This window comes from Polymorphospora sp. A560 (assembly GCF_045781765.1).
GTDB classification, from domain to species: Bacteria; Actinomycetota; Actinomycetes; order Mycobacteriales; family Micromonosporaceae; genus Polymorphospora; species Polymorphospora lycopeni.
This window is the reverse complement of the sequence record NZ_CP122282.1, coordinates 5,463,757-5,488,954: the sequence shown is the minus strand read 5'-3', so window position 1 is coordinate 5,488,954 and position 25,198 is coordinate 5,463,757. Positions and strand designations below refer to the sequence as shown.

26 protein-coding genes and 1 pseudogene are annotated in these 25,198 nt (G+C 72.9%); 21 read left to right on the top strand and 6 right to left on the bottom strand.

Annotated elements, in window-relative coordinates; translation table 11 throughout:
* The first annotated feature begins 111 nt into the window (after positions 1 to 111).
* From QCD66_RS24495 to QCD66_RS24450, 10 genes and pseudogenes are all read left to right on the top strand, one after another.
* Positions 112 to 1,386, top strand: a complete 1,275-nt coding sequence (locus tag QCD66_RS24495) for an adenosylmethionine--8-amino-7-oxononanoate transaminase (RefSeq protein ID WP_375735754.1) — start codon at positions 112 to 114, stop codon at positions 1,384 to 1,386.
* Positions 1,387 to 1,792: 406 nt separating this feature from the next.
* The gene (pyrF, locus tag QCD66_RS24490) at positions 1,793 to 2,635 is read left to right on the top strand and encodes an orotidine-5'-phosphate decarboxylase (protein ID WP_375735753.1); all 843 of its coding nucleotides are present in this window, start codon (positions 1,793 to 1,795) and stop codon (positions 2,633 to 2,635) included.
* A gap of 170 nt (positions 2,636 to 2,805) precedes the next feature.
* Positions 2,806 to 3,123 carry an integration host factor, actinobacterial type gene (gene mihF, locus QCD66_RS24485; protein WP_357540045.1) on the top strand — a complete coding sequence of 106 codons (318 nt, stop codon included), beginning with the start codon at positions 2,806 to 2,808 and terminating at the stop codon, positions 3,121 to 3,123.
* A gap of 32 nt (positions 3,124 to 3,155) precedes the next feature.
* Positions 3,156 to 3,740 (top strand): annotated as a pseudogene (gmk, locus tag QCD66_RS24480) (guanylate kinase); the annotation flags it as partial.
* 281 nt (positions 3,741 to 4,021) lie between these two features.
* Positions 4,022 to 4,285, top strand: a complete 264-nt coding sequence (gene rpoZ / locus QCD66_RS24475; protein ID WP_067373935.1) for a DNA-directed RNA polymerase subunit omega — start codon at positions 4,022 to 4,024, stop codon at positions 4,283 to 4,285.
* Between the two features lie 15 nt (positions 4,286 to 4,300).
* On the top strand, positions 4,301 to 5,506 hold the full coding sequence (gene coaBC, locus QCD66_RS24470; protein WP_364207508.1) for a bifunctional phosphopantothenoylcysteine decarboxylase/phosphopantothenate--cysteine ligase CoaBC: 1,206 nt from the start codon (positions 4,301 to 4,303) through the stop codon (positions 5,504 to 5,506).
* A 106-nt stretch (positions 5,507 to 5,612) separates the two neighbouring features.
* Positions 5,613 to 6,809, top strand: coding sequence for a methionine adenosyltransferase (gene metK, locus QCD66_RS24465; protein WP_364207510.1), 1,197 nt, complete (start codon positions 5,613 to 5,615; stop codon positions 6,807 to 6,809).
* Between the two features lie 113 nt (positions 6,810 to 6,922).
* The gene (locus QCD66_RS24460; protein WP_407567256.1) at positions 6,923 to 8,914 is read left to right on the top strand and encodes a primosomal protein N'; all 1,992 of its coding nucleotides are present in this window, start codon (positions 6,923 to 6,925) and stop codon (positions 8,912 to 8,914) included.
* A gap of 64 nt (positions 8,915 to 8,978) precedes the next feature.
* Entirely contained in the window at positions 8,979 to 9,188 is a 210-nt protein-coding gene (locus QCD66_RS24455; RefSeq protein WP_357540051.1) for a phosphatidylethanolamine-binding protein, read from the top strand.
* Positions 9,189 to 9,270: 82 nt separating this feature from the next.
* Entirely contained in the window at positions 9,271 to 9,915 is a 645-nt protein-coding gene (locus QCD66_RS24450) for a hypothetical protein (RefSeq protein ID WP_364207512.1), read from the top strand.
* A gap of 16 nt (positions 9,916 to 9,931) precedes the next feature.
* On the opposite strand, the gene QCD66_RS24445 is transcribed toward QCD66_RS24450, so the two are convergent.
* Complete coding sequence (locus QCD66_RS24445) at positions 9,932 to 10,108, bottom strand: hypothetical protein (RefSeq protein ID WP_357540055.1); 177 nt, start codon at positions 10,106 to 10,108, stop codon at positions 9,932 to 9,934.
* A 422-nt stretch (positions 10,109 to 10,530) separates the two neighbouring features.
* Between QCD66_RS24445 and QCD66_RS24440 the strand changes: the two genes are divergently transcribed.
* From QCD66_RS24440 to QCD66_RS24425, 4 genes are all read left to right on the top strand, one after another.
* Positions 10,531 to 11,112 carry a type 1 glutamine amidotransferase domain-containing protein gene (locus QCD66_RS24440; protein ID WP_364207514.1) on the top strand — a complete coding sequence of 194 codons (582 nt, stop codon included), beginning with the start codon at positions 10,531 to 10,533 and terminating at the stop codon, positions 11,110 to 11,112.
* Between the two features lie 187 nt (positions 11,113 to 11,299).
* Positions 11,300 to 11,860, top strand: a complete 561-nt coding sequence (def, locus tag QCD66_RS24435) for a peptide deformylase (protein ID WP_364207516.1) — start codon at positions 11,300 to 11,302, stop codon at positions 11,858 to 11,860.
* 5 nt (positions 11,861 to 11,865) lie between these two features.
* Positions 11,866 to 12,792 (top strand): methionyl-tRNA formyltransferase, encoded by a 927-nt coding sequence (gene fmt, locus QCD66_RS24430; protein WP_364207518.1) that lies wholly within the window; start codon positions 11,866 to 11,868, stop codon positions 12,790 to 12,792.
* Positions 12,789 to 14,318, top strand: a complete 1,530-nt coding sequence (locus tag QCD66_RS24425) for a transcription antitermination factor NusB (RefSeq protein ID WP_364207520.1) — start codon at positions 12,789 to 12,791, stop codon at positions 14,316 to 14,318. The genes fmt and QCD66_RS24425 overlap by 4 nt, the downstream gene beginning before the upstream one ends.
* A gap of 40 nt (positions 14,319 to 14,358) precedes the next feature.
* On the opposite strand, the gene QCD66_RS24420 is transcribed toward QCD66_RS24425, so the two are convergent.
* From QCD66_RS24420 to QCD66_RS24410, 3 genes are read right to left on the bottom strand one after another with little or no spacing between them, the layout of a single operon-like run.
* Positions 14,359 to 15,243, bottom strand: coding sequence for a septum formation family protein (locus QCD66_RS24420; RefSeq protein WP_375735189.1), 885 nt, complete (start codon positions 15,241 to 15,243; stop codon positions 14,359 to 14,361).
* Between the two features lie 8 nt (positions 15,244 to 15,251).
* Positions 15,252 to 16,157: a septum formation family protein gene (locus tag QCD66_RS24415; protein WP_375735188.1), complete on the bottom strand. Its 906-nt coding sequence runs from the start codon at positions 16,155 to 16,157 to the stop codon at positions 15,252 to 15,254.
* Positions 16,154 to 17,026 carry a septum formation family protein gene (locus QCD66_RS24410; protein WP_375735187.1) on the bottom strand — a complete coding sequence of 291 codons (873 nt, stop codon included), beginning with the start codon at positions 17,024 to 17,026 and terminating at the stop codon, positions 16,154 to 16,156. The genes QCD66_RS24415 and QCD66_RS24410 overlap by 4 nt, the downstream gene beginning before the upstream one ends.
* A gap of 268 nt (positions 17,027 to 17,294) precedes the next feature.
* On the opposite strand from QCD66_RS24410, the gene QCD66_RS24405 reads away from it, so the two are divergent.
* Positions 17,295 to 17,795, top strand: coding sequence for a DUF456 domain-containing protein (locus QCD66_RS24405; protein WP_375735186.1), 501 nt, complete (start codon positions 17,295 to 17,297; stop codon positions 17,793 to 17,795).
* A gap of 69 nt (positions 17,796 to 17,864) precedes the next feature.
* Here QCD66_RS24405 and ppgK read toward each other — a convergent pair whose 3' ends face one another.
* Complete coding sequence (gene ppgK, locus QCD66_RS24400; RefSeq protein WP_357540073.1) at positions 17,865 to 18,599, bottom strand: polyphosphate--glucose phosphotransferase; 735 nt, start codon at positions 18,597 to 18,599, stop codon at positions 17,865 to 17,867.
* A gap of 138 nt (positions 18,600 to 18,737) precedes the next feature.
* Here ppgK and rpe point away from each other — a divergent pair, with 138 nt between their 5' ends.
* The 6 genes from rpe to ribH all read left to right on the top strand — a co-directional run bounded on the left by rpe (position 18,738) and on the right by ribH (position 24,365).
* Positions 18,738 to 19,418: a ribulose-phosphate 3-epimerase gene (gene rpe, locus QCD66_RS24395; RefSeq protein WP_357540075.1), complete on the top strand. Its 681-nt coding sequence runs from the start codon at positions 18,738 to 18,740 to the stop codon at positions 19,416 to 19,418.
* A gap of 94 nt (positions 19,419 to 19,512) precedes the next feature.
* Positions 19,513 to 20,475, top strand: a complete 963-nt coding sequence (locus QCD66_RS24390) for a response regulator (protein ID WP_364207530.1) — start codon at positions 19,513 to 19,515, stop codon at positions 20,473 to 20,475.
* Positions 20,476 to 20,913: 438 nt separating this feature from the next.
* Entirely contained in the window at positions 20,914 to 21,975 is a 1,062-nt protein-coding gene (gene ribD, locus QCD66_RS24385; RefSeq protein WP_364207532.1) for a bifunctional diaminohydroxyphosphoribosylaminopyrimidine deaminase/5-amino-6-(5-phosphoribosylamino)uracil reductase RibD, read from the top strand.
* Between the two features lie 3 nt (positions 21,976 to 21,978).
* Positions 21,979 to 22,608, top strand: a complete 630-nt coding sequence (locus tag QCD66_RS24380) for a riboflavin synthase (RefSeq protein WP_357540081.1) — start codon at positions 21,979 to 21,981, stop codon at positions 22,606 to 22,608.
* Positions 22,608 to 23,861 (top strand): bifunctional 3,4-dihydroxy-2-butanone-4-phosphate synthase/GTP cyclohydrolase II, encoded by a 1,254-nt coding sequence (locus tag QCD66_RS24375; RefSeq protein ID WP_375735185.1) that lies wholly within the window; start codon positions 22,608 to 22,610, stop codon positions 23,859 to 23,861. Before QCD66_RS24380 ends, QCD66_RS24375 begins: the two co-directional genes overlap by 1 nt.
* Before the next feature lie 36 nt (positions 23,862 to 23,897).
* Positions 23,898 to 24,365: a 6,7-dimethyl-8-ribityllumazine synthase gene (ribH, locus tag QCD66_RS24370; RefSeq protein ID WP_364207535.1), complete on the top strand. Its 468-nt coding sequence runs from the start codon at positions 23,898 to 23,900 to the stop codon at positions 24,363 to 24,365.
* Between the two features lie 88 nt (positions 24,366 to 24,453).
* Here the strand turns inward: ribH and QCD66_RS24365 are convergent, their stop codons facing one another.
* Positions 24,454 to 25,197: an amino acid ABC transporter ATP-binding protein gene (locus QCD66_RS24365; RefSeq protein ID WP_375735184.1), complete on the bottom strand. Its 744-nt coding sequence runs from the start codon at positions 25,195 to 25,197 to the stop codon at positions 24,454 to 24,456.
* Position 25,198: the final 1 nt, after the last annotated feature.

Here is a 25,198-nt window from a genome sequence, read left to right as displayed (position 1 = left end):
CAGGACTTCCCCTCGATCAGCTTCCCCCCGATCAGCTTCCCCCCGATCAGCTTCCCCCCGATCAGCTTCCCCCCGATCAGCGCAACCGGGCGGCGCGGGTGGGAGCGGGGCGTGACACCCGACGAGGTCGTCGCGATCGACCGCCGCCACGTCTGGCACCCGTACGCCCCGATGCCCGCGACCGGCGACGCCCTCGTGGTCGCCGGCGCCGAGGGCGTACGGCTGCGGCTGGCCGACGGCCGTGAACTGGTCGACGGCATGTCGTCGTGGTGGTCGGCCATCCACGGCTACCGCCATCCGGTGCTCGACGCGGCCGTCCACGACCAACTCGGCCGGATGAGTCACGTCATGTTCGGCGGGCTCACCCACGAGCCCGCCGTACGGCTCGCGGCGACCCTGGTCGAGATCACCCCGCCCGGTCTCGAACACGTCTTCCTGTGCGACTCCGGGTCGGTCAGCGTCGAAGTCTCGGTCAAGATGGCATTGCAATACCAGTTGGGCCGGGGCCGCCCCGGGCGGCACCGGCTGGCGACCTGGCGCGGCGGCTACCACGGCGACACGTTCCACCCGATGAGCGTGTGCGACCCCGAGGGCGGCATGCACCACCTCTGGCGCGACGTACTGCCCCGGCAGGTCTTCGCCGACAACCCGCCGGACGGCTTCGACACCCCGGTCGACGACGCCTACGTCGCCGCGCTCACCGACGCGGTCGCCCGGCACGCCGACGAACTGGCCGCCGTGATCGTCGAACCGGTGGTGCAGGGCGCCGGCGGGATGCGCTTCCACAACCCCGGCTACCTGCGGGCGCTGCGTGAGGTGACCCGCGCGCACGACATCGTGCTCGTCTTCGACGAGATCGCCACCGGGTTCGGCCGTACCGGCGCGCTCTTCGCCGCCGAGCACGCCGGGGTGAGCCCCGACGTGCTGTGCGTGGGCAAGGCGCTGACCGGTGGCTACCTGACGCTGGCCGCCACCCTGTGCACCCCGGAGGTGGCCGCCGGGATCTCGGCGGGCGGGGTGCTCGCCCACGGCCCGACGTTCATGGGCAACCCGCTCGCCTGTGCCGTCGCAAACGCCTCCATCGGCCTGCTGCGGGGCCGAGACTGGCAATCCGACGTACGGCGCCTGGAACGGGGACTCCGGGCCGGCCTGGAGCCGCTGGACGGCGTTGCCGGGGTGACCGACGTACGGGTCCTCGGCGCGATCGGCGTCGTGCAGCTCGACCGTCCGGTGGACGTGGCCGCCGCGACGGCCGCGGCGGTCGACCACGGCGTGTGGCTGCGACCGTTCCGCGACCTGATCTACACGATGCCGCCCTATCCGACATCCGACGAAGACCTGACCCGCATCACCACCGCCATCACCGCCGCCGCCAAGGCGGCCTAGCCCGGCCCGGTGCACACCGCCCGCCCCGCCCGCCCGGTCCGTCCCGCGCCGCCCGCCACCGTTCCGTACGCGCCGGCTCCCGGCCGGGTTGCGGGCGCCGACGGAGTCGGCCGGGAACCGGGGCGCGCGGCGGGTCGCGCGACCCGCCGCGCTGATGAAGGAGAAGTCGTCCCCGCCGGGCTGATCAAGGAGAAGTTGCGCGACAAAGAGTGTGAAACGGGCACGGTTTCCCCTCGATCGGCGCGGCGCGGCGCGGCGGCGCGGCGCGGGCGCGGGGAGAGGCGGGGCGGGGTGAGGTGCGGGCATGGCCGACGCGGCCGGGTGCAGTGGTCCCGCACGGGGCGGGCGGAACGAGGGGTGGAGGCGAAGTGAGGTGGTCCGAGAAGTGACGACGAGAGGATCTTCCATGGAGAGTTTCGGGACCCGGCTGCGGCGGGCGACCAGCGAGCGTGGTCCGGTCTGCGTGGGCATCGACCCGCACGCCGCGCTGCTCGCCCGCTGGGGGCTGCCGGACGATGTCGACGGTCTTGCCAGCTTTGGTCAGACGGTTGTCGACGCGCTCGCGGACCGGGTTGCCATCTTCAAGCCACAATCCGCATTTTTCGAACGTTTCGGATCCCAGGGACTCGCGGTACTTGAGTCAATTATCCGACAGTTGCGGAATGCCGGGGCGCTCGTTCTCCTGGACGCGAAGCGTGGAGACGTCGGTTCCACGATGACCGCGTACGCGTCGGCCTACCTGGAGCCATCCAGTCCGATGTATGTCGACGCGATCACCGCGAGCCCTTTTCTCGGGGTCGGCGCGCTCGGTCCGATGTTCGACGCCGCACGCCGCAACGGCGGCGGTGTGTTCGTGTTGGCGTTGACCTCGAATCCCGAGGGGCGGGCCGTCCAGCATGCCCGTGCGGCCGACGGGCGCACGGTCGCGCAGACGGTGATCGACGAGATTTCCCAGCTCAACGTGGGTGCGGAGCCGCTCGGCAGCTTCGGGCTGGTGGTCGGGGCGACGATCGGCGAGACCGGACATGATCTGTCGCGGGTCAATGGCCCGCTGCTCGCGCCGGGGCTCGGCGCCCAGGGTGCGACCGCGGAGGACCTCCGCGCGGTCTTCGGGAAAGGGCTTTCCCTGGTCCTCCCGTCGTACTCCCGCGACGTCCTGGCGCAAGGTCCCTCGGTGTCCGGTTTGCGGGACGCGGTGGCCCGGGTACAGGTCGAATGCCGTGATGCGCTCGGTGTCGGCTTTGAGTGATTGGGCGACGCCTGTGCGTGATCATGGCGCGGCGACGTTGCTGAAAACGTCATTCGCCGCTAGTTTTCCCGGCGCTGGGAACCACATGCCCCTTTGGTTCCCGGTCACACCACGTTTCACAGATGCGGTGGTGCGTCCCGCCCACCGCGATAGGGACCCGAGGAGAACTGGTGCCGCTCCCGTCACTGAGCCCCGAACAGCGTGCTGCCGCGCTGGTGAAGGCCGCGGAGATCCGCAAAGCCCGTGCTGAGCTGAAGGAGCAGCTCAAGCAGGGCAAGACCACCCTCGCCGCCGTGCTCGACCGGGCGGAAGGCGACGACGTCGTCGGAAAGTTGAAGGTTTCGGCCGTCCTCCAGGCGCTGCCTGGCATCGGCAAGATCCGAGCCACCCAGATCATGGAGAAGCTCAAGATTGCCGACAGCCGCCGCCTCCGCGGTCTCGGTGAGCAGCAGCGGAAGGCGCTGCTCGGGGAGTTCGCTGCGAACTAGTTCGCGGCACCGTGTAGAAACAAGCAGTGAGCATGGATGACGACGCGCGCCCGGCAGCTCGGCTCACCGTCCTGTCCGGCCCCTCCGGGGTCGGCAAGGACAGCGTGATCGAGTCCGTCCGGGCGCGCTCGCACTGGGTATGGCTGTCGGTGTCGGTGACGACCCGGAAGATGCGCGACAACGAGGTCGACGGGGTGCACTACTACTTCGTCGACCGGGTCGAGTTCGAGCGGCTCAGAGCCAGCGGGCAACTGCTGGAGTGGGCCGAGTTCGCCGGCAACCTCTACGGCACGCCCCGCGCTGCGGTCGAGGCGCGGCTGCGCGAGGGCGTGCCGGTGCTGCTGAAGATCGACCTTCAGGGCGCCCGCCAGGTGCGGGCCGCGATGCCCGAGGCGCAGTTGGTGTTCCTGGCGCCGCCGAGCATCGAGGAGCTGAAACGCCGGCTGGTCGGGCGTGGCACCGAGGACGAGGAGACGATCCGGCGCAGGCTGGCGCACGCCGACGAGGAATTGGCGGCGGAGGCCGAGTTCGACCGGACGATCGTCAATGACGTCGTCGAGCGCGCCGCGGATGAGCTGGTAGGATTGCTCGGTTCGTCGTTTCTGACCCCGACTCAACTTGGTTCCACCCGTTTCGAAGCCACCCGTTTCGAAGCCACCCGTTTCGAAGCCACCCGTTTCGAAGCCACCGGCTTCGGAGCCGCCCACTTCGAGCCCACCCGTTTCGGAACAGGTGGATTCGGGGCGAGCGATTTCGAGTCGGGCGAGTTCGAGGCGACGAACCCCGACCCGGGTCACCTGAACTCGCTTCATCGGTAGCCCGGGCACAATCCAGACCGGCCAGACCGGCCCCAGAACCAACCGCCGGCAGGTGGTTGAGAACTCAGAGGTTTGTTTCCGTGGGATCCATCGCGAATCCGGAAGGCATCACCAACCCCCCGATCGACGAGCTGCTCGACAAGACCACGTCGAAGTACGCCCTGGTCATCTTCGCCGCCAAGCGGGCCCGCCAGGTCAACGCCTACTACAGCCAGCTCGGCGAGGGCCTGCTGGAGTACGTCGGGCCGCTGGTGGAGACCACGCCGCAGGAGAAGCCGCTCTCCATCGCGATGCGCGAGATCAACGCGGGGCTGCTCACCGCAGAGCCGACCGACCAGCCGTAACCCGGCGACGTCCCGATGCCCCCACGGGTCGTTCTCGGTGTAGGCGGCGGCATCGCCGCCTACAAGGCCTGCGAGCTGCTCCGGCTGTTCACCGAGTCGGGGCATGACGTCCGGGTGGTGCCGACCGCGTCGGCGCTGCGCTTCGTCGGGGCGCCGACCTGGGCGGCCCTGTCCGGCAATCCGGTCGCCGCCGACGTGTGGTCGGACGTGCACGAGGTGCCGCACGTCCGGCTCGGCCAGTCCGCCGACCTCGTGGTGGTCGCCCCGGCGACCGCCGACCTGTTGGCGAAGGCGGCCCACGGGCTGGCCGACGACCTCCTCACCAACACCCTGCTGACCGCGCGGTGCCCGGTGGTGCTCGCCCCGGCGATGCACACCGAGATGTGGGAGCACCCGGCCACCGCTGACAACGTGGCCACCCTGCGCCGCCGGGGCGTACTCGTGATCGAGCCGGCCAGCGGCCGGCTGACCGGTGCCGACACCGGCAAGGGCCGATTGCCGGATCCGGCGGCCATCTTCGCGTACGCCCGGCGGGTCCTGCGCCACGGCGGCCCGGGCGCACGCGACCTGACCGGCCGGCACGTGGTCGTCACCGCCGGCGGCACCCGCGAACCACTCGATCCGGTGCGTTTCCTCGGCAACCGCTCGTCGGGCAAGCAGGGATACGCGTTCGCCGTCACGGCCGCGGCCCGGGGCGCCCGGGTGACGCTGGTCGCCGCGAACGTGACCCTGCCCGATCCGGCCGGGGTCGACGTCGTGCGGGTCGGCACGACCGAGGAGCTGCGGCGGGCGACGCTCGCCGCCGCCGGGGACGCCGACGTCGTGGTGATGGCGGCGGCACCCGCGGACTTCCGGCCCGCCACCTACGCCGACCAGAAGATCAAGAAGGCGGCGGACGGGGTGGCGCCCACGATCGAACTGGTCACCAACCCGGACATCGCCGCCGAGCTGGGCGAGCGTAAGCCGCCCGGCCAGATCCTGGTGGCCTTCGCCGCCGAGACCGGTGACGCGGTGGTCAACGCCCGGGCCAAGCTGGTGCGCAAGAGGGCGGATCTGATCGTGGTCAACGAGGTCGGACCGGACAAGGTGTTCGGGGCGGAGACGAACGCGGCCACCGTGCTCGGAGCTGACGGATCAACGACAGAACTCCCACAACAGGCCAAGGATGATCTGGCCGACGCGGTGTGGGAGCTGGTGGTCAGCCGGTTCACCGGCTCGTGACCTTCGCGTCGGTGCGAGGGCCTAGGCTCGGTCTTTGGGGCGGTAGGTCTCTACACTGCCGCGAGGACTTTCGATTGCGAAAGAGTTTCCAGACGTGAGGAGCACCGTGGCACGACGCCTGTTTACTTCCGAGTCCGTCACGGAAGGTCACCCCGACAAGATCGCCGACCAGATCAGCGACGGCATCCTGGACGCGCTCCTGTCACAGGACCCGCGCAGCCGGGTCGCGGTCGAAACCCTGATCACGACCGGCCAGGTCCACGTCGCCGGCGAGGTGACCACCCAGGCATACGCCGACATCCCGACGATCGTCCGCGAGACGATCCTGGGCATCGGCTACGACTCGTCGAAGAAGGGCTTCGACGGCGCGTCGTGCGGCGTCAGCGTTTCCATCGGCTCCCAGTCGCCCGACATCGCCCAGGGCGTCGACACCGCGATCGAGTTGCGGGCCGGCGAGGGCGGCAGCGACCTGCTCGACCAGCAGGGCGCCGGCGACCAGGGCATGATGTTCGGCTTCGCCTGCTCCGAGACGCCCGAGCTGATGCCGCTGCCGATCGCGCTGGCCCACCGGCTGGCCCGCCGGCTCTCCGCGGCCCGCAAGGACGGCACCATTCCCTACCTGCGGCCCGACGGCAAGACCCAGGTCACCATCGAATACGACGGGCTGCGCCCGGTGCGGCTCGACACCGTCGTCGTCTCCAGCCAGCACGCCGCCGACATCTCGCTCGAGTCGCTGCTGACCCCCGACGTCCGCGAGCATGTCATCGCCCCCGAGCTGGAGAGCCTGGGCCTGGACACCGAGGGCTACCGGCTGCTGGTCAACCCGACCGGCCGCTTCGAGATCGGCGGCCCGATGGGCGACGCCGGCCTCACCGGCCGCAAGATCATCGTCGACACCTACGGCGGCTACGCCCGGCACGGCGGCGGCGCCTTCTCCGGCAAGGACCCGTCGAAGGTCGACCGCTCCGCGGCGTACGCGACCCGCTGGGTCGCCAAGAACGTCGTCGCCGCCGGGCTCGCCGAGCGCTGCGAGGTGCAGGTCGCGTACGCGATCGGCAAGGCCCACCCGGTCAGCCTCTTCGTCGAGACGTTCGGTACCGAGACCGTCCCGGTCGACCGGATCGAGGCGGCGATCAAGGAGGTCTTCGACCTGCGGCCCGCCGCGATCATCCGCGACCTCGACCTGCTGCGCCCGATCTACCAGCAGACCGCCGCCTACGGCCACTTCGGCCGCGAGCTGCCGGACCTGAGCTGGGAGAGCACCGAGCGGGCCGGCGACCTGAAGTCCGCCGTCGGCGCCTGAGCCGGCCGCGCCACGCCGCGGTTCCCGGCGGTCGGCAGCCGACCGCCGGACCCAGGCAGGATGGCGCGGTGACCACGACACGTAGCCGGAGCGACCGGCAGCCCGCCCAGCGGCTGCCGGTCGCCCGCGTCTGTGTCGACGTGCCGCTGGCCCACCTCGACCGGCCGTTCGACTACCTGGTCCCCGCCGACGTGGAGGAGACGGCACTGCCCGGCACCCGGGTCCGGGTGCGGTTCGCCGGGCAGCTCGTCGACGGCTGGCTGCTGGACCGGGTCGACTCGTCCGGCCACGACGGCAAGCTCGCCTTCCTCGAACGGCTGGTGTCACCCGAACGGGTACTGACCCCGGAGGTCGCCCGGCTCGCCCGGGCGGTCGCCGACCGCTACTCGGGCAACCTAGCCGACGTCCTGCGACTGGCCGTCCCACCCCGCCACGCCCGCGCCGAACAGACCACCCCGCCCCGCGATCTTGCGGATGTCGCCGCCCGGAACGGGGCAGAAGGGGGAGACAACCGCAAGATCGCGGAGAGTTCGGCGGAGCGCGGGGTGGGGGACGGGGACGGCGGGTGGGGGGACTACCCGGCGGGGTCGGGGTTCCTGCGGGCGCTCGCCGAAGAGCGCGGGCCCCGGGCCGTCTGGTCGGCGCTGCCCGGCACCGACTGGGCCGCCGCGTACGCGCACGCCATCGCCGCCACCGTCGGCGCCGGCCGGGGCGCGGTCGCCGTCGTCGCCGACGCCCGCGACCTCGACCGGCTCGACACCGCTCTTTCCGCCGTCCTCGGCCCGGGCCGGCACGTCGCGCTGTCCGCCGCCCTCGGCCCGGCCAAGCGCTACCGGGCCTTCCTCGCCGCCAGCCGCGGGCAGGTACCCGTCGTGGTCGGCACCCGGGCCGCCATGTTCGCCCCGGTCGAGCGCCTCGGCCTGGTCGCCATCTGGGACGACGGCGACGACCTGCACGCCGAACCCCGGGCGCCGTACCCGCACGCCCGCGAGGTGCTGCTGACCCGTGCCCAGCTCGCCGACGCCGCCGTGCTGGTCGGCGGGTACGCCCGTACCGGGGAGGCGCAGCAGCTCGTCGAAACCGGCTGGGCCCGCGAGATCGTGGCGAGCCGGGCCACGCTGCGGGCGCGTACCCCGGCGGTGCGGCCGACCGGCGACGACCCGCAGCTGGCCCGCGACCCGGCCGCCGCGACCGCCCGGCTGCCCAGCCTCGCCTGGGACGCCGCCCGCGCCGCGTTGAAGGCCGACGCCCCGGTGCTGGTGCAGGTGCCCCGGCGCGGCTACCTGCCGGCCGTCGCCTGCGTCGACTGCCGTACCCCGGCCCGCTGTGCGCACTGTGCCGGCCCACTCGCCCTGCGCTCGGCGAACGCCCCGCCCGCCTGCCGGTGGTGCGGCCGCGTCACCGCCGCGTACACCTGCCCGACCTGCGGCGGCCGGCGGCTGCGGGCCGCCGTCGTCGGCGCCCGCCGCACCGCCGAGGAACTCGGCCGGGCCTTTCCCGGCGCCCCGGTACGCACCTCCGGTCGCGACGAGGTGCTGGCCGCCGTACCCGGCGGCGCCGCCCTCGTGGTCGCCACGCCCGGCGCCGAACCGGTCGCCGACGGCGGCTACGGCGCGGTGCTGCTGCTCGACACCTGGGCCATGCTGACCCGGGCCGACCTGCGGGCCGGCGAGGAGGCGCTGCGCCGCTGGATGGCGGCGGCGGCGCTGGCCCGCCCGGCGGCGGCCGGCGGCCGGGTCGTGGTCGTCGCCGACGGCGGGCTCACCCCGGTCCAGGCCCTGCTGCGCTGGGATCCCGGCTGGTTCGCCGGCCGGGAACTCGCCGAGCGCCGGGAACTCGGCTTCCCGCCGGCCGTACGGATGGCCAGCGTCACCGGCGTACCCGAGGCGGTCGCCGACCTGCTGGCCGCGGCCCGGCTGCCCGACGGCGCGGTCGTGTTGGGGCCGGTCCCCGCCGGCGACGGCCAGGAACGGATGCTCGTCCGGGTGGCCCGCTCCGGGGCGGCCGCGCTGGCCCGCGCCCTGCACGAGGCGGCCGGGATCCGGTCGGCCCGCAAGGCCGCCCGACCGGTCCGCGTCCAGGTCGACCCGCACGACCTCTTCTGAGTACCCGGTGGTTGGCCTCCGCAGGCGCGGGTAGACCACGGTGTCGCAGACGAGGGAGGACGTGATGTCGGGTAAACGGCCAGGCAGCAAGGGGTACGACATCAAGCGTGCCCGGCTGCGTAACGAGATCGAGAACACCGGGGTGGCCCCGGACGGCCGCGCCGACGAGCTGGCCAACCGGGTCCTGCGCGAGGACGAGCGGCGCACCGGAGTGCTGCGCGGCACGCGCGGCCTGGGTCCCAAGGGCGAACGGGGACCGGGCGAGCCCAAGTGACCGGCCGACGTCCGCCCGGCATGCCTGCGGCCCCCGCCGACGGCATGCCGGGCCCGACGCGGCCCGGGGACGGAGGGGAAGGATGAGCGCGGATCGGGTACGGGTCCGGGCACTGCTGGACCGGCACGGCCGCCTCTACGCCGAGGAGGCCGGCATCCGGCTCGCCGACGCGCCGGGCCCGCTGTACCAGCTACTGGTGCTCGCCACGTTGCTGAGCACCCGCATCCGGGCGGGGGTGGCGACCGCCGCCGCCCGGGAACTGTTCGCCGCCGGCCTGCGTACCCCGAAGGACATGGCCGCCGCCCGCCGCCCGGACCTGATCGCGGCGCTCGGCCGGGGCCACTACCGCCGGTACGACGAGCGGACCGCGACGATGCTCGCCGAAGAGGCGCGGTTGTGCCTGGACCGGTGGCGCGGCGACCTGCGGCGGCTGCACGCCGAGGCGGCCGGCGACCTGTCCCGGACCCGCAAGCTGCTGACCGAGTTTCCGGGCATCGGACCCACCGGTGCCGACATCTACCTGCGTGAGGCGCAGGCGGTGTGGGACGACGTCCGGCCGTACGCCGACCGGCGGGTCGCCGCCGGCGCCGACCGGGTGGGCCTGCCGTCCGCGCCGGACGCGCTGGCCGGGCTGGTGCCGGGGCGCGACTTCGCCCGGTTGACGGCGGCGCTGGTCCGGGTGGCGCTGGACCCGGATTCGGCCGGCGACGTGGTCGCCGCCCGCTAGCCCCGGCCGGCGGGAGTCATTTCTTGTCGCTGGCCGGCGGCTTGGTCACCGACCACACGATGAACGCGGCGATGGCGGCGAGCACGAAGATGGCGCCTGACGGCCGGCCCTCCTCGCTGCCACCGATGCCGAAGACCAGAACGGCGATCCCCGCCCCGAAGGACGCGATCGTCCGGAACCGACGGTTGTCCACGACTCGAAACCTAGGGTGACCGTTCGGGCGCTCCGCGTGCTTCGGGGTTCGGGTGCCGGTCCTGCCGGGAGCGCCGCCGCTTCGGTCCGCGGCTCCCGTGTTTCGGTCCGCGCCGGTCTGCCCGGTCCGCCCGGCCGCTTCGCCCGGTCTGCCCGGTCTGCCCGCCCGCCGGGCGGTCCACACCCCGCTGATCAAGGAGTAAACGTGGCTCTTTGGTCCGAATTGCCGCGCAGCGAGTCCTTGATCAACGCGGCCACCGTTCGCGGCCACCGTTCGCGGCCACCGTTCGCGGCCACCGTTCGCGGCCACCCTTCGCGGCCACCGAGGCGCCGGCATCGACGCGTTTGCCGGGGGTGGGGGTGGGAACGCTGGTCGATGAGCGGTGCGGATTCGCGAGCCGTGCCGCGGAAGGAGGCCGCATCATGACAGCCCAGCAGAACCCGCTGACGGGCCGATGGGTGGCGTTCCTGGCCGCCGATGGGGTCGAGGAGGTCGAGTACACCGAGCCGCGCAAGGCCGCCGAGGAGGCCGGCGCACAGGTCGAGCTGGTGTCGATCCGGCCGGGCCGGATCCAGGCGATGGAGAAGGACCTGAACAAGGCCGGCAGCCACGAGGTCAGCCGGACCGTGGACGAGGCCAGCGCCGACGACTACGACGCGCTGGTGCTGCCCGGTGGCGCGGTCAATCCGGACCGCCTGCGGATGAACGAGGCCGCGATGCGTTTCGTCCGGTCGTTCTTCGAGCAGCACAAGCCGGTCGCCGCGATCTGCCACGGCCCGTGGAGCCTGGTCGAGGCCGACGTGGTCGGGGGGCGGACGGTGACGTCGTTCCCGAGCCTGCGCACCGACATCATGAACGCCGGCGGCATCTGGGTGGACAAGGAGGTTCAGGTGGATGCGGGGCTGGTCACCAGCCGACGGCCCGACGACATCCCGGCGTTCTGCGCGGCGATGGTCGAGGAGATAGCCACGGGACGGCAGGCCGGCCAGATGGCGACGGTCTGATCCCCACTTGAGCACCGGACCCGCGGCAGGCGGGTGTCCGGTGGACGGGGCCGTGGCCCGCGTCGGGAGGACCCACCCCCTCGGCGTGTGGGCCGCGGCCCCCGCCGTGCCGGGGCCGGTCGGCCCCCGGCCACGGCCGTAGACTGGACCGTCAGCACCGCCGCCGTACGTGAAGGAGCCACCCCGCGTGACCGTCCAGCCCATCCGCCTGTTCGGAGATCCGGTGCTGCGCACGCCGGCCGAGCCGGTGGTCGACTTCGACGCCGAGCTGCGCAAGCTCGTCGCCGACCTCACCGACACCATGCTGGACAGCAGCGGTGCCGGCCTCGCCGCCCCGCAGCTCGGTGTGGGCCTGCGGGTCTTCGCCTTCGACGTCGACGACGTCGTCGGTCACCTGATCAACCCGGTGCTCGACTTCCCCGACGAGGAGGAGCAGGACGGCCCGGAGGGGTGCCTGTCGATCCCGGGGCTCTACTTCGACACCAAACGGCGGATGAACGTGGTGGCCAAGGGCTTCAACTCGTACGGCGACCCGGTGCAGGTGGTCGGCACCGGTCTGATGGCCCGCTGCGTGCAGCACGAGACCGACCACCTCGACGGGGTGCTCTTCCTCGACCGGCTCGACGCGCAGGGCCGCAAGGAGGCGATGAAGGCGATCCGGCAGGCGGACTGGTACGACCGCGCCGCCCCGCCGGTGGTCAAGGTCAGCCCGCACGGCGCGGGCAACCCGTTCGGGCTGGGCCGGTGACCCGCTTGCGCCTGGTATTCGCCGGTACGCCGGCCGTCGCCGTACCCGCCCTCGACGCGATCGCCGCCGCCGGCCACGAACTGCTGGCCGTGGTGACCCGGCCCGACGCCCCGGCCGGCCGGGGCCGCCGGCTGGTCCGCTCACCCGTCGGCGCCTGGGCCGACGAGCGCGGCATCGAGGTACTCACCCCGGAGAAGCCGCGCGAGCCCGAGTTCCTGGACCGGCTGCGGAACCTCGCGCCCGACGTGGTGCCGGTCGTCGCGTACGGCGCCCTGGTGCCGCAGGTGGCGCTGGACATCCCGGCGAAGGGCTGGATCAACCTGCACTTCTCGCTGCTGCCGGCCTGGCGCGGCGCGGCGCCGGTGCAGCACGCGGTGCTGCACGGCGACGAGCTGGCCGGCGCCAGCGTCTTCCAACTGGAGGCCGGCCTGGACACCGGCCCGGTCTTCGGCACGCTCACCGACGAGATCCGGCCCGGCGACACCTCCGGCGACCTGCTTGAGCGGCTCGCCGTCTCCGGCGCCGGGCTGCTGGTCGCGGTGCTCGACGCGATCGCCTCCGGGGCGGCGCGGGCCGAGCCGCAGCCCGCCGACGGGGTCAGCCTGGCTCCGAAGCTGACCGCCGAGGACGCCCAGGTCCGCTGGACCGACCCGGCGTTCGCGGTCGACCGGCGTATCCGGGCCTGCACCCCGGCCCCCGGGGCCTGGACCACGTTCCGGTCCGACCGGGTCAAACTCGGCCCGGTGCGCCCGGTCGCCAACGGTCCCGACCTCGCACCCGGCGAGCTGCTCGTCGAGCGGAGCCAGGTGCTGGCCGGTACGGCCACCACGCCCGTCGCGCTCGGCGAGGTCCGCGCCGCGGGCAAGAAGGCGATGCCGGCCACCGACTGGGCACGTGGCGTGCGCGTCACGGCGGGGGAGCGTTTCGCGTGACCGACACCAATCCGCACGAGGGCGGCCACCCGGCCACCCGCCCGGCACACCCGGCCCGCCCCGCCCGCGACAGCCGGGGCCGCGACCCACGTGGTCAGGGCCGCGACTTCCGGAGCCGGGACGCCCGGCCGGGCCGCGACGGCCGCCCGGCGCGGTCCGCCCGGTCCATCGTGGACCGCGCACGGCAGGCGGCGTACGAGGCGATCGCCGCGGTCCACCGCGACGACGCGTACGCGAACCTGGTGCTGCCGGCGATCCTGCGCGACATGGGCCTGCACGGCCGGGACGCGGCGTTCGCCACCGAGCTGACGTACGGCACCCTGCGGGCGCAGGGCACCCTCGACCTGATCATCGCCGCGGCCGCCGAGCGGGACGTCGACCGGATCGACCCGCCGGCCCGCGACGCGCTGCGGCTGGGCGCCTACCAGATCCTGCACACCCGGGTGCCGGCACACGCCGCGGTGTCGTCGACGGTCGACCTGGTCCGCGCCGTCGCGCCCGGTGCCACCGGGTTCGCCAACGCCGTACTGCGCGGGATCACGGTGAAGGACGCCGACGGCTGGGTCGAGCAGCTCGCCCCGGCGTACGAGGCGGACCCGCTCGGGCACCTCGCCATCGCCCACCACCATCCACGGTGGATAGTGCGGGCGTTCTCCGAGGCGCTCGGTGGCGACCTCGGCGAGACGACCCGGCTGCTCATCGAGGACAACGAACCCCCGCCGGTGCACCTGTGCGTACGCCCCGGCCGCGCCGACGCCGTCAAGATCGCCGACCAGGTCGGCGGGGCACCGGGCGCCTTCTCCCCGTACGCCGTCTACCTTCCCGGCGGCGCGCCGGGCGACCTGAACGCGGTGCGCGACGGCCGGGCGCACGTGCAGGACGAGGGCTCCCAGCTGGTCGCGCTCGCCCTCGCCGAAGCCCCGGTCGACGGCGACGACCGGCGCTGGCTCGACCTGTGCGCCGGGCCGGGCGGCAAGGCGGGCCTGCTCGGCGCGCTGGCCGCCCAGCGCGACGCCCACCTGACCGCGGTCGAGGTCGCCGAACACCGGGCCGCGCTGGTCGCCCAGGCGGTACGCGGTATGCCGGTCACCGTGCTGGCCACCGACGGGCGCACCGTCGGCCGCGACGAGCAACTTCCCGCCGGCGGCTTCGACCGGGTGCTGGTCGACGCCCCCTGCACCGGCCTCGGCTCGCTGCGCCGGCGCCCGGAGTCGCGGTGGCGCCGCCAGCCGTCCGACCTGCCGCCGCTGACCCGGCTGCAACGCGAACTGCTGGGCGCCGCCCTGAACGCGGTCCGGCCGGGCGGTGTCGTCGCCTACGTCACCTGCTCGCCGCACACCGTCGAGACGCACGTGACGGTCACCGAGGCGGCCCGCCGGTCCGGGGTGTCGGTCGACTTCGTCGACGCCCGCCCGCTGCTTCCGGCCGGGATGCCGGGGCTGGGCGAGGGGCCGACGGTGCAGTTGTGGCCGCACCGGCACGGCACCGACGCGATGTTCCTGGCCGTGCTGCGCCGCACCGAGTGACCGCCCGCCGGCCCGGACCATCCGGTCCGGGCCGGCGCCGTCAGTACCGTACCGGCAGGGCGGCGTCACCGCCGTCGCGTACCGACCGGGTCATCTCCCGACCGTACTGGTCCACGAAACACCGGACGGCCCGGTCGCCGAGGCCCCACTCGTACGGGTCCGGCTGGTAGTAGAACCATCCCGCGCGGTCGGCGAGCCGGGCGTCGTCGGGAACCTTCGCGTAGCCGGCGACGATCCGCCGGCAGGCCCGGTCGAGTCCGTCGTGGTCGGCCTCCATCGCCTCGTACGTCCGGTGCGTCGCGGTGTGGGTTCCGACGTATTCGCTGAGATGGGGAATGCCGCAGAGGGTCGGCAGTATTTTCTCGATGTACTCGTCGCCCACCTCGTAGTCGAAGCAGCCGAGCCGCAGATCGGACTCGCCTGTGAGTTCACCCCGGAGGCTTTCCTTGCGTTCGGCCGCGTCCCGGGCGTGTAGGGCCACGAACTGCTGAATGTCGCACCGGAACCAGCGGGCGCCGGCGTCCCAGGCGCGCCGGGTGGGTATCCCGACCCGCAGGCTCAGCCGGGCGTCCTGCCACCGGCCGCCGAGCCATTCCCGGGCCTTCCCGTCGCAGGTGTCGTACGCCGACTTCAACACCGGGTCGCCGAGCTTCGGCGGTTCGACCTGTCCGGCGTCGAACGCGTCGACGTGGAGCGTCTCGGTCTGGTGGGTGGTGCCGCAGTCGACCGGCTTGTAGTCGGCCACACCGATGTCGAACCGGGGTGCGTAGCGGTGACAGACCCCGGCCGCCGGCGTGAACAGGGCTGGCTCGGCCAGCGCCGGCCAGTCGTCGGTGAGCATGCCGTCGACGTCCGCCGGGTAGCCGCAGCCGGTCACCGCCAGCGCCAGGCCGGTGGCCAGCGCCGCGAGCAGTCGGTGGCGCATCGCTGTCGTCACCGGGCCGGAAGGGCGCTGGTGCCGCCGGCGCGTACCGACCGGGTCAGTTGGTCCGGGAGCCAGGCCAGGCAGCGCACGCCGCGGTCGCCGGCTTCCCAGGCCGCCTCGTCCGGCCCGTAGAAGAGCGTGCCGACACGGTACTCCAGGTTGCCGTCGACAGGTATCTTCGCGTAGGCGGCGACCACCCGTAGACAGGCCGCGTCGGTGCCGTCGAAGTCCTCGAGGAACGCCTCGTAGGTCACCTGTTGAGTGGTGTGGATCCCGGTGAACTCGGCCTCGTGCGGTTTGTCGCAGGTCACCGCCACAATGGACATCACCGTCTCGTGGGTCGACAGGTTGACCTTGAAACACTGGTGCAGCAGTTGCGGTTCCGCCGTCAGCGCGTTCTTCAGCGAGCCCCTACGCGGCACCTCGAGGGCGGCGTCCACCGCTCGGGCCTCGCTCAGGTCGCACCGGAACCATCGGGCACCGCCGGCCCAGGCCGTCTCGGTGGGCGTACGGACCGTCAGCCTGAGCCGCGCCGTCCGCCAGTCCCCACCCACCCAGTCGCGGGCCTTTCGGTCACACTCGTTGAACCTGGCCCGCATTGTCTGGCCGCCTTCCGCCGGGACGGAGTCGGCGTCCTCGAACGTTCCGACGTGGATCGTCTCGACACGCTGGCTGTTGGCGCAGTCGATGGGGTGGTGGTCCGACACCCGGACCCTGATGCCCGAGGTGGACTCGTGGCACTCGCCGGCGACCGGCACCACCGCGACCGGTTCGGGAAAGGCCGCCCAGTCGTCGGTGAGCAGGCCGTCGACCTCGGCCGGGTTGCCGCAGCCGGCCACCGTCAGGGTCAGACCGGCGGCCAGCGCCGCGAGCGGTCCACGGAACCACCGCCCGCCGGGGATGGCCGCCCTCATCCGATCGGAAGGGCGCTGGTGCCGCCACCGCGTACGGACCGGTTGGTGCTGTCCGCCAACCAGAGCAGGCACCGGACGGTGCGGCTGCCCATCGTCCACTCGTCGAGGCTCGGGTAGTAGGAGATGCTGCCGGAGCGGTATTTGACGTTGCCGTCGTCGGGCACCTTCGCGAACTTCGCGATGACCTTCAGGCAGTTGCGGTGGGTGGCTTCGTCGCCGCCGTCGGCGGTCAACTTCTCCCAGCTCAGGTTCGTCTCGAAGGTGCCGGCGAACTCGGCCGTGTGTGGCCGGTCGCACGGGACGAGGGTCGCCTTGTTCCCGTCCTCGTCGAAGTCGTAGCAGCCGTAGCGCGGCTCCGACCCGTTGGTCATGGCGTCCTTGAGCGACGCCGTGCCGGTACGGGGCCCTTTGTCCTCGATGGAGTTGCGCCGGCCGAGGTCGCAGCGGAACCAGCGGGCGCCGCCGCGCCAGGCGTTCTGGCTGGGCGGTACGACGTTCAGCGTCAGCGCGGCCTCCCGCCAGTCGCCGCCGAGCCAGCCCCGGGACGCCTTGTCGCATTCGGCGTACGCGTCACGTAGCGGCTTGGTGCCGCCGTCGGGATACTCGGTCACCGCCGCCGGGAAGCTGCCGACCTGGATGGTCTCGGCCAGATGCTTCTCGGTGCAGGCGACGGGGCGGTAGTCGGTGGCCTTGCGACGTACCCAGCCGGCGTACTCGTGGCAGACGTTCGCCTCCGGTGTGAAGCCGACCGCGGCCGGCAACTCCGGCCAGTCGTCGGTCAGCATGCCGTCGACTCCGGCCGGGTTGCCGCAGCCGGTCGCCACGGTCAGCGTCACGGTCGCGGCCAGGGCCGCCATCCACCGTCGCATTGATCGTTCCATGCCTTTCGGGGGCTCGTCGAAGCGGCGGGCCGCCCGGCCGTCGACGGTCGTGCGTGGATCGGGTCTGGGGGAACCGGAGGTCGGGTAGGGGGCCGCCGGGCGTGGAGCCTACGGGAACGGCCGCGTGGGTGGTTCGGCCGTACGGCCGAATTCGATCATCCACACCGGCGGGCGCCCGGCGCGGTGGAAACCGGGTCGCTCGCGGGGCCGACGTACGATGACGCCGATCCGTCCGCTTCGCCGCTGGAGTGCCGATATGAACCTCGCGGACACCGACACACTGATCACGTTCATCGCCGGGGTGGCGATCGTCGTCGGCATCCTCGGGGTGATCGTCCCGGTGCTGCCGGGACTGCCGCTGTGCTGGGGTGGCGTGCTGCTGTGGGCGATCTTCGCCGACGGCGGCTGGGTGAAGTGGGTGATCCTGGCCGTCGCCACCGTGATCGCGGTCGTCGGCGCCGTCGTCCAGTACGCCTGGCCGGGGCGCAACCTGAAACGCTCCGGCGTACCCAACCGGACGCTGCTGCTCGGCGGCCTGCTCGGCCTGGTCGGGTTCTTCGTGGTGCCGGTGGTGGGCCTGATCCTCGGCTTCGTGCTCGGGGTGTGGCTGGCCGAGCGGATGCGGCTGGGCGACAACCAGGCCGCGTGGCCGTCGACGAAGAACGCGTTGAAGGCCGCCGGCCTGTCGATGCTCATCGAGCTCGGCGCCGCGCTGGGAATCGCCTTCGTCTGGGTCGTCGGCCTGATCGTCGTATGACGGCAGGCCGGGACGGTCCGGCGGGTCCGCCCGGCCGGGGTCACCCCGGCCGGGCGGTACGGGTGCCGGTCAGCGCAGCGTGGCGGCCTGGGCCGCGCCGACGATGCCGGCGGTGTTGCGCAGTTCGGCCGGCACCACCGGGGTACGGATGTCGATCAGCGGCAGGAACTCGGCCGCCTTCTTGCTCACCCCGCCGCCGATGATCATCAGATCGGGGCGGAGCAGCATCTCCACCATCTCCAGGTATTCCTGGACCCGGCCGGCCCAGGTCGGCCAGTCCAGCCCGTCGAGCTGGCGGGCCCGGTCGGAGGCGTAGTCCTCGGCGTCGCCGCCGCGCAGCTCCAGGTGACCGAACTCGGTGTTCGGCACCAGCCTCCCGTCGAGGAACAGGGCGCTGCCGATGCCGGTGCCGAAGGTGAGCATCAGGGTCACGCCGGGCCGCCCGCGTCCGGCCCCGTACGTCATCTCGGCCACGCCCGCCGCGTCGGCGTCGTTGAGCACCACGACCGGCATCCCGATCCGGGCGGCGAACAGTTCGGCGGCCGGGGCGTCCAGCCAGGAGGCGTCCATGTTGGCCGCGGTGCGTACGACACCGTCGACGACGACGCCGGGGAAGGTGATCCCGACCCGGTCGGTCGCGTCGAAGCGGGACACCACCTCGGCGACGGTCTCCACCACGCTGGTCACGTCGGCCGGTGCCGGGGTCTCGATCCGCTGCCGGGGCTGGGCGAGTTCACCTGTCGCGAGGTCGACCGGTGCCCCCTTGATGCCCGAACCGCCGATGTCGACGCCCAACACGCTCATTGACCACTCACCGTCCGTTCCGCACCCGGGGGTGCCACCCGCACCCACCGGCTGCCGTGTCCACTGGAACAACGAACCTACGTGACCTTCGGCGGTGGCGCGTGTCCGGTGCCGGTCGATGATTCGTACACTGGCGCGGTGAACGCCCCAGCTCCGATCGTCGCGCCCAGCATCCTCGCCGCCGACTTCGCCAACCTGGCCGACGAGGCCCGGGCGGTGGAGGGGGCCGCGGACTGGCTGCACGTCGACGTGATGGACAACCACTTCGTGCCCAACCTGACGATCGGCCTGCCGGTCGTGCAGAGCCTGATCGCGGCCACGTCGCTGCCGTTCGACGTACACCTGATGATCGAGGATCCGCGGCGCTGGGCACCCGGCTACGCCGACGCCGGCGCGTACAACGTCACCTTCCACGCCGAGGCGTCGGACAATCCGGTGGCGCTGGCCCGCGACCTGCGGGCGGCCGGCGCCAAGGCGGGTCTGGCGATCGACCGGGACACCCCGATCGAGCCCTACCTGGAACTGCTGCCCAGCTTCGACACCCTGCTGATCATGACGATCAAGGCCGGGTTCGGCGGGCAGCGGTTCATCCCCGAGCTGCTCGACAAGGTCCGCGCCGCCCGGCGGCACGTCGACGCCGGCCACCTGGAGCTGCGGATCGAGGTCGACGGCGGGATCGCCGCCGACACCATCGAGCAGGCCGCCGACGCCGGCGCCGACGCGTTCGTCGCCGGGACCGCCGTCTACGGGGCCGACGATCCGGCCGAGGCCGTACGGAAGCTGCGGCGGCTCGCCGAGCGCGCCGCGGCGCGGGCGTGAACGGGGCGGGCGGGATGCGCGGGAGCGCGGCGGTGGGCGGGCCGGTCCGGCCCCGCCGGTCCCGCCCCGTCGCGGCGGAAGGCAGGGGGCGGCGGTGAGCGTCGAGCCGGCCGATGCCCGTCCCGACCTGATCCTGGTCGTGGACGACGACGACGACATCGCCCGGTTCGTCGAGTTCAACCTTCGCCTGCACGGCTTCGAGGTGATCCGCGCCCGCGACGGCCTGGAGGCGCTGGCGATGGTCGAGCGGCACCGCCCCGACCTGGCCGTGGTCGACCTGATGATGCCGCAGATCGACGGCCTGGAGCTGACCCGCCGGCTGCGGGCCAACCCGCTGTCGGCCGCCCTGGCGATCATCATGCTGACCGCCAAGGGGCTCACGGTCGACAAGGTGGTCGGGCTCACCGCCGGCGCCGACGACTACCTGGTCAAGCCGTTCGACACCTCCGAGCTGGTGGCCCGGGTCGTCTCGACACTGCGCCGCAACCGGGAATACCGCGAGCTGTCGCCGCTGACCGGGCTGCCGGGCAACACCCGGATCCAGCGGGAGATCACCGACCGGGTACGCGGCGGCTTCGACTACGCCGTCTGCTACATCGACATCGACCGGTTCAAGAGCGTCAACGACTGCTACGGCTTCGGCCGCGGCGACGAGTTCATCAGCGCCCTGGCCCGCAGCCTGCACCGGGCGGTTCTCGGCGCGGGTCTGCCGCCGGCCTTCCTCGGCCATGTCGGCGGCGACGACTTCGTGATCGTCTGTGCCCCCGACCAGGTCCGGCCGCTGACCGAGCGGGCCGTCGTCGACTTCGAGCGGGCCGCGGACGAGTTGTACGACCCGCGCGACGCCAAACGTGGCTTCGTCGAGGTCAAGGACCGGCGCGGCAACGTGCACAAGGCCCACCTGGTGACCCTGTCGGTCGGGGTGGCCCTGTCGACCCCGGCCCGGCGGTTCACCGACCCGCGCGAGATCATCGCGGTCGCCAACGAGATGAAGTCGGTGGCGAAGAGTCAGCCCGGCTCGTTCATCGCCGCCGACCGCCGGCTCAACAGCCACTGACCTGGGCCGACGCCTGTGAAGGGGCGACCGGCGAGCGGACCGGCGAGTGTGACGTAGGTCGCCCCTGGCGCGCCTTGTGCGCGCGGACGTGTAAGACTCTGGGCAGTACCCACCACGCGCTGGCGGGACTCGGTGTAATTCCGAACCGGCGGTGATCCGGGGTTTCCGCCCCGGTCAGCCCGCGACCCGGTCGTAACCAACGGCCGGTTGACCTGGTGACGATTCCAGGGCCGACGGTTGGGGGCAGGTCGCCCGGCGGCCCGCGCCCAGACAGTCCGGATGGGAGACAGCGCGCGGGACGGACGGGTCCGTCGACGGCACCTTTCGTGTGCCGTTCCTCGGGCTTTTCCGGGGTCGGCTTCGCCGTCCCCGGGTTCGCCGCCGCTCATCCCCCTGCCCGCGCGCCGACCGGCACGCGAGGAAAGCAGGGGCAGCACCATGGCGAACGTCTCCACCGACGAGGCGATGCGCCGCGCGATCGCGCTGGCCGCCCGGGGGCTCGGCACCACCAGCCCCAACCCGGTGGTCGGCTGCGTGTTGCTCGACCCGTCCGGCGAGGTCGTCGGCGAGGGATTCCACGCCTACACCGGCGGTCCGCACGCCGAGATCGTGGCGCTGGCACAGGCCGGTGAGCGGGCCAAGGGCGGCACCGCCGTCGTCACGCTGGAGCCGTGCAACCACACCGGCCGCACCGGCCCGTGCGCGCAGGCGCTGATCCAGGCCGGCATCTCCCGGGTCGTGGTCGCGGTCAGCGACCCCAACCCGGTCGCCTCCGGAGGCGCGCACACGCTGCGCGAGGCCGGGATCGAGGTGGTCACCGGGGTCCGCGCCGCCGAGGCGGAGGCCGGCAACATCGCCTGGCTGACCTCGGTACGCCGCGGCTGGCCGTACGTGACCTGGAAGTACGCCGCCACCCTCGACGGCCGGTCCGCCGCCGCCGACAACACCAGCATGTGGATCACCTCCGAGGCGGCCCGGATGGACGTGCACGCCCTGCGCGGCACCGTCGACGCCGTCCTGGTCGGTGTCGGCACCGTGCTCGCCGACGACCCCCGGCTCACCGCCCGCAACCTGCGTGACGGCAGCCTCGCCATCCGGCAGCCGCTGCGGGTCGTGGTCGACTCCTCGGGGCGTACCCCGGAACAGGCCCGGGTCCGCGACGGCGCCGCCGGGACCTGGGTGGCGACCGCCGACGAGGTCGGCACCGTCGACGGCGGGCGGGTCGACCTGCCGGCGCTGCTCGCGGCCCTGGACCGGCGCGGTGTCCGGTCGGTGCTGCTGGAGGGCGGGCCGACGCTCGCCGGGGCGTTCCTGGCCGCCGGCCTCGTCGACCGGGTGATCGGGTACGTCGCGCCGAAGCTGCTCGGCGCCGGCCCGGCCGCCCTGTCCGGGGCCGGCGTGACCACGATCGCCGAGATCATCGAGCTGGACTTCGTCGACATCACCCAGGTCGGCCCCGACCTGCGGTTCACCGCGGTTCCCCGCAAGAGGGAGGGCTAGGGCATGTTCACCGGCATCGTCGAGGAGCTCGGCGAGATCATCCGGGTCACCGACACCGGCACCGACTCGGTGCTCGTCGCCGTACGCGGCCCGGTGGTCGCCCCGGACGCCCGGCACGGCGACTCGATCTCGGTCAACGGCGTCTGCCTGACCGTCGTCGACGTCGACGGCGACGTGTTCACCGCCGACGTGATGGGCGAGACGCTGCGCCGTTCGTCGCTCGGCGCGCTGGCCGAGGGCGACCGGGTGAACCTGGAGCGGGCCGCCACGCTCGCCACCCGGCTCGGCGGTCACCTGGTGCAGGGGCACGTCGACGGGGTGGCCACGATCACCGCCCGCGAACCCGCCGAGAAGTGGGAGACGGTGCGGTTCTCGCTCCCCGCCGACCTCGCCCGCTACGTGGTCGAGAAGGGCTCGATCACCGTCGACGGGGTGTCGCTGACCGTCGTCGACGTGGACGACGACTCGTTCTCGGTCGGTCTGATCCCGACCACCCTCACCCTGACCACCTTCGGCCGCAAGGGCGTCGGTGACCCGGTCAACCTGGAGGTCGACGTGATCGCCAAGTACGTGGAGAAGCTGCTGGGCGGGACCGGCGCCGCGTCGGCCGCACCGCTTTCGGGGCGGTCGTGATGGGCACCTTCGGCACCATCGAGCAGGCCGTCGCCGACATCGCGGCCGGCCGCCCGGTCGTCGTCGTGGACGACGAGGACCGCGAGAACGAGGGCGACCTGATCTTCGCCGCCGAGCTGGCCACCCCGGAACTGCTGGCGTTCATGGTCCGCCACACCTCGGGCTACATCTGCGCGCCGCTGACCGAGGCCGACGCCGACCGGCTCGAACTGCCGCCGATGTACCACACCAACCAGGACCGGCGCGGCACCGCGTACACGGTCACCGTCGACGCCCGCGAGGGGGTCAGCACCGGCATCTCGGCCGCCGACCGGGCGCACACCATCCGGCTGCTCGCCGACGCGGCGACGTCGCCGGCCGACCTGGCCCGGCCCGGCCACGTGGTGCCGCTGCGGGCCAAGGCCGGCGGGGTCCTGCGCCGGCCCGGGCACACCGAGGCCGCCGTCGACCTGGCCGTGCTGGCCGGCCTGCGACCGGCGGCGGTGCTGTGCGAGCTGGTCAACGACGACGGCACCATGCAGCGGCTGCCGGACCTCGCGCGGTTCAGCGCAGAGCACGGACTGACGCTGATCACCATCGCCGACCTGATCGCCTACCGGCGGCGTACGGAGAAGCAGGTCGAGCGGGTCGCGGACGCCCGCATCCCGACCGCGCACGGGGTGTTCCGGGCGGTCGGCTACCGCGCCGAGTACGACACCAACGAGCACATCGCCCTGGTCGCCGGCGACCTCGGCGACGGTGAGGACGTGCTGGTCCGGGTGCACTCGGAGTGCCTGACCGGGGACGTGTTCGGTTCGCTGCGCTGCGACTGCGGCCCGCAGCTCGACGCGGCGCTGGCCCGGGTGGCGCAGGAGGGGCGCGGGGTCGTGCTGTACGTGCGCGGCCACGAGGGGCGCGGCATCGGGCTGCTGCACAAGTTGCAGGCCTACCAGTTGCAGGACCTGGGGCGCGACACCGTCGACGCCAACCTGGAACTGGGCCTGCCGGCCGACGCCCGCGACTACGGCACCGGCGCCCAGATCCTCTACGACCTCGGCGTCCGGTCGATGCGGCTGATCACCAACAACCCGGCGAAGCGCGCCGGGCTGGAGGGTTACGGCCTCAAGATCGTCGGCGGGGTACGGCTGCCGGTGCGCTCGCATCCGGAGAACGTGCGCTACCTGCGCACCAAGCGTGACCGGATGGGACACCTGCTCGACGAGCTGGACAACGAGACGGGCCGGCTCGACGCCGTCGCCGACGGTACGGCGTAGCGGTCCACCGGTCTTTCCACGGAACGGAGTCTGACGATGGCGGGATTCGGTGCCCCCGGGGTGTCCACGGTGGACGCGGGCGGGTTGACGCTCGGCGTGGTCGCCGCGCGCTGGCACGGGCAACTGGTCGACCACATGCTCGACCGGGCGGTCGCGGCCGGCAAGGCGTGCGGCGTACGCGAGGTGGTGGTCGCCCGGGTCGCCGGGTCGGTGGAGCTGCCGGTGGTGGCGCAGGCGCTGGCCCGCCGCTGCGACGCGGTGGTGGCGCTCGGCGTGGTCGTACGCGGCGAGACCGCGCACTTCGACTACGTGTGCCAGTCGGTGACCGAGGGGCTGACCCGGGTCGCGCTCGACGAGTCGACCCCGGTCGGCCATGGCGTGCTGACCGTCAACACGATCGAGCAGGCCCGGGACCGGGCCGGGCTGCCCGACTCGGCCGAGGACAAGGGCTGGGACAGCGCCGTCGCGGTGCTCGACGCCGCCCTGGCCATCCGCGCCCTCTGACCCCCGCGCCCTTCCATCCCCGCGATCTTGCGGTTGTCTCCTCCCTTTGTCGGGTTTGCCCGGCGACAAGTGCAAGATCGCGGGGGAGTCAGAGGCGGCCGGCCTCGATGATGCGGCGCAGGAACTGCCTCGTACGCGGCTCGGTCGGGTCACCGAACACCCGCTCGGGCGGTCCCTGCTCGATCACCCGGCCGCCGTCGAGGAAGCAGACCCGGTCGGCGACCTGACGGGCGAAGCTCATCTCGTGGGTGGCCAGCACCATCGTCATCCCGTCCGCCTTCAGGTCGCGGATCATGGTCAGCACCTCGCCGACCAGTTCCGGGTCCAGGGCCGAGGTGACCTCGTCGAGCAGCATCAGCCGCGGCGAGTTGACCAGTGCCCGGACGATCGCCACCCGCTGCTGCTGGCCGCCGGAGAGCCGGTCGGGGTAGGCGCCGGCCTTCTCCGCCAGCCCGACCCGGGCCAGCAGTTCGCGGGCCTGCGCCTCGGCGTCGGCGCGGTCCCGCCGGTGCACCCGGCGCGGGGCGAGGGTGATGTTGTCCAGCACGGTCAGGTGGGGGAACAGGTTGTACGCCTGGAACACGATCCCGATCCGCTGGCGTACCCGGTCGGCGTCGGTGCCGGGGGCGGTGATGTGGTCGCCGTCGAGGTGGATCGTGCCGTCGTCGATCTCCTCCAGCAGGTTGACGCAGCGCAGGAGCGTCGACTTGCCCGAGCCGGACGCCCCGATCAGCGCCACCACCTCGTGCTCGGCGACGTCGAGGTCCAGCCCGTCGAGTACGACGTTGCCGGCGAACACCTTGCGCAGGCCCCGGCAGGACAGCACCGCCATC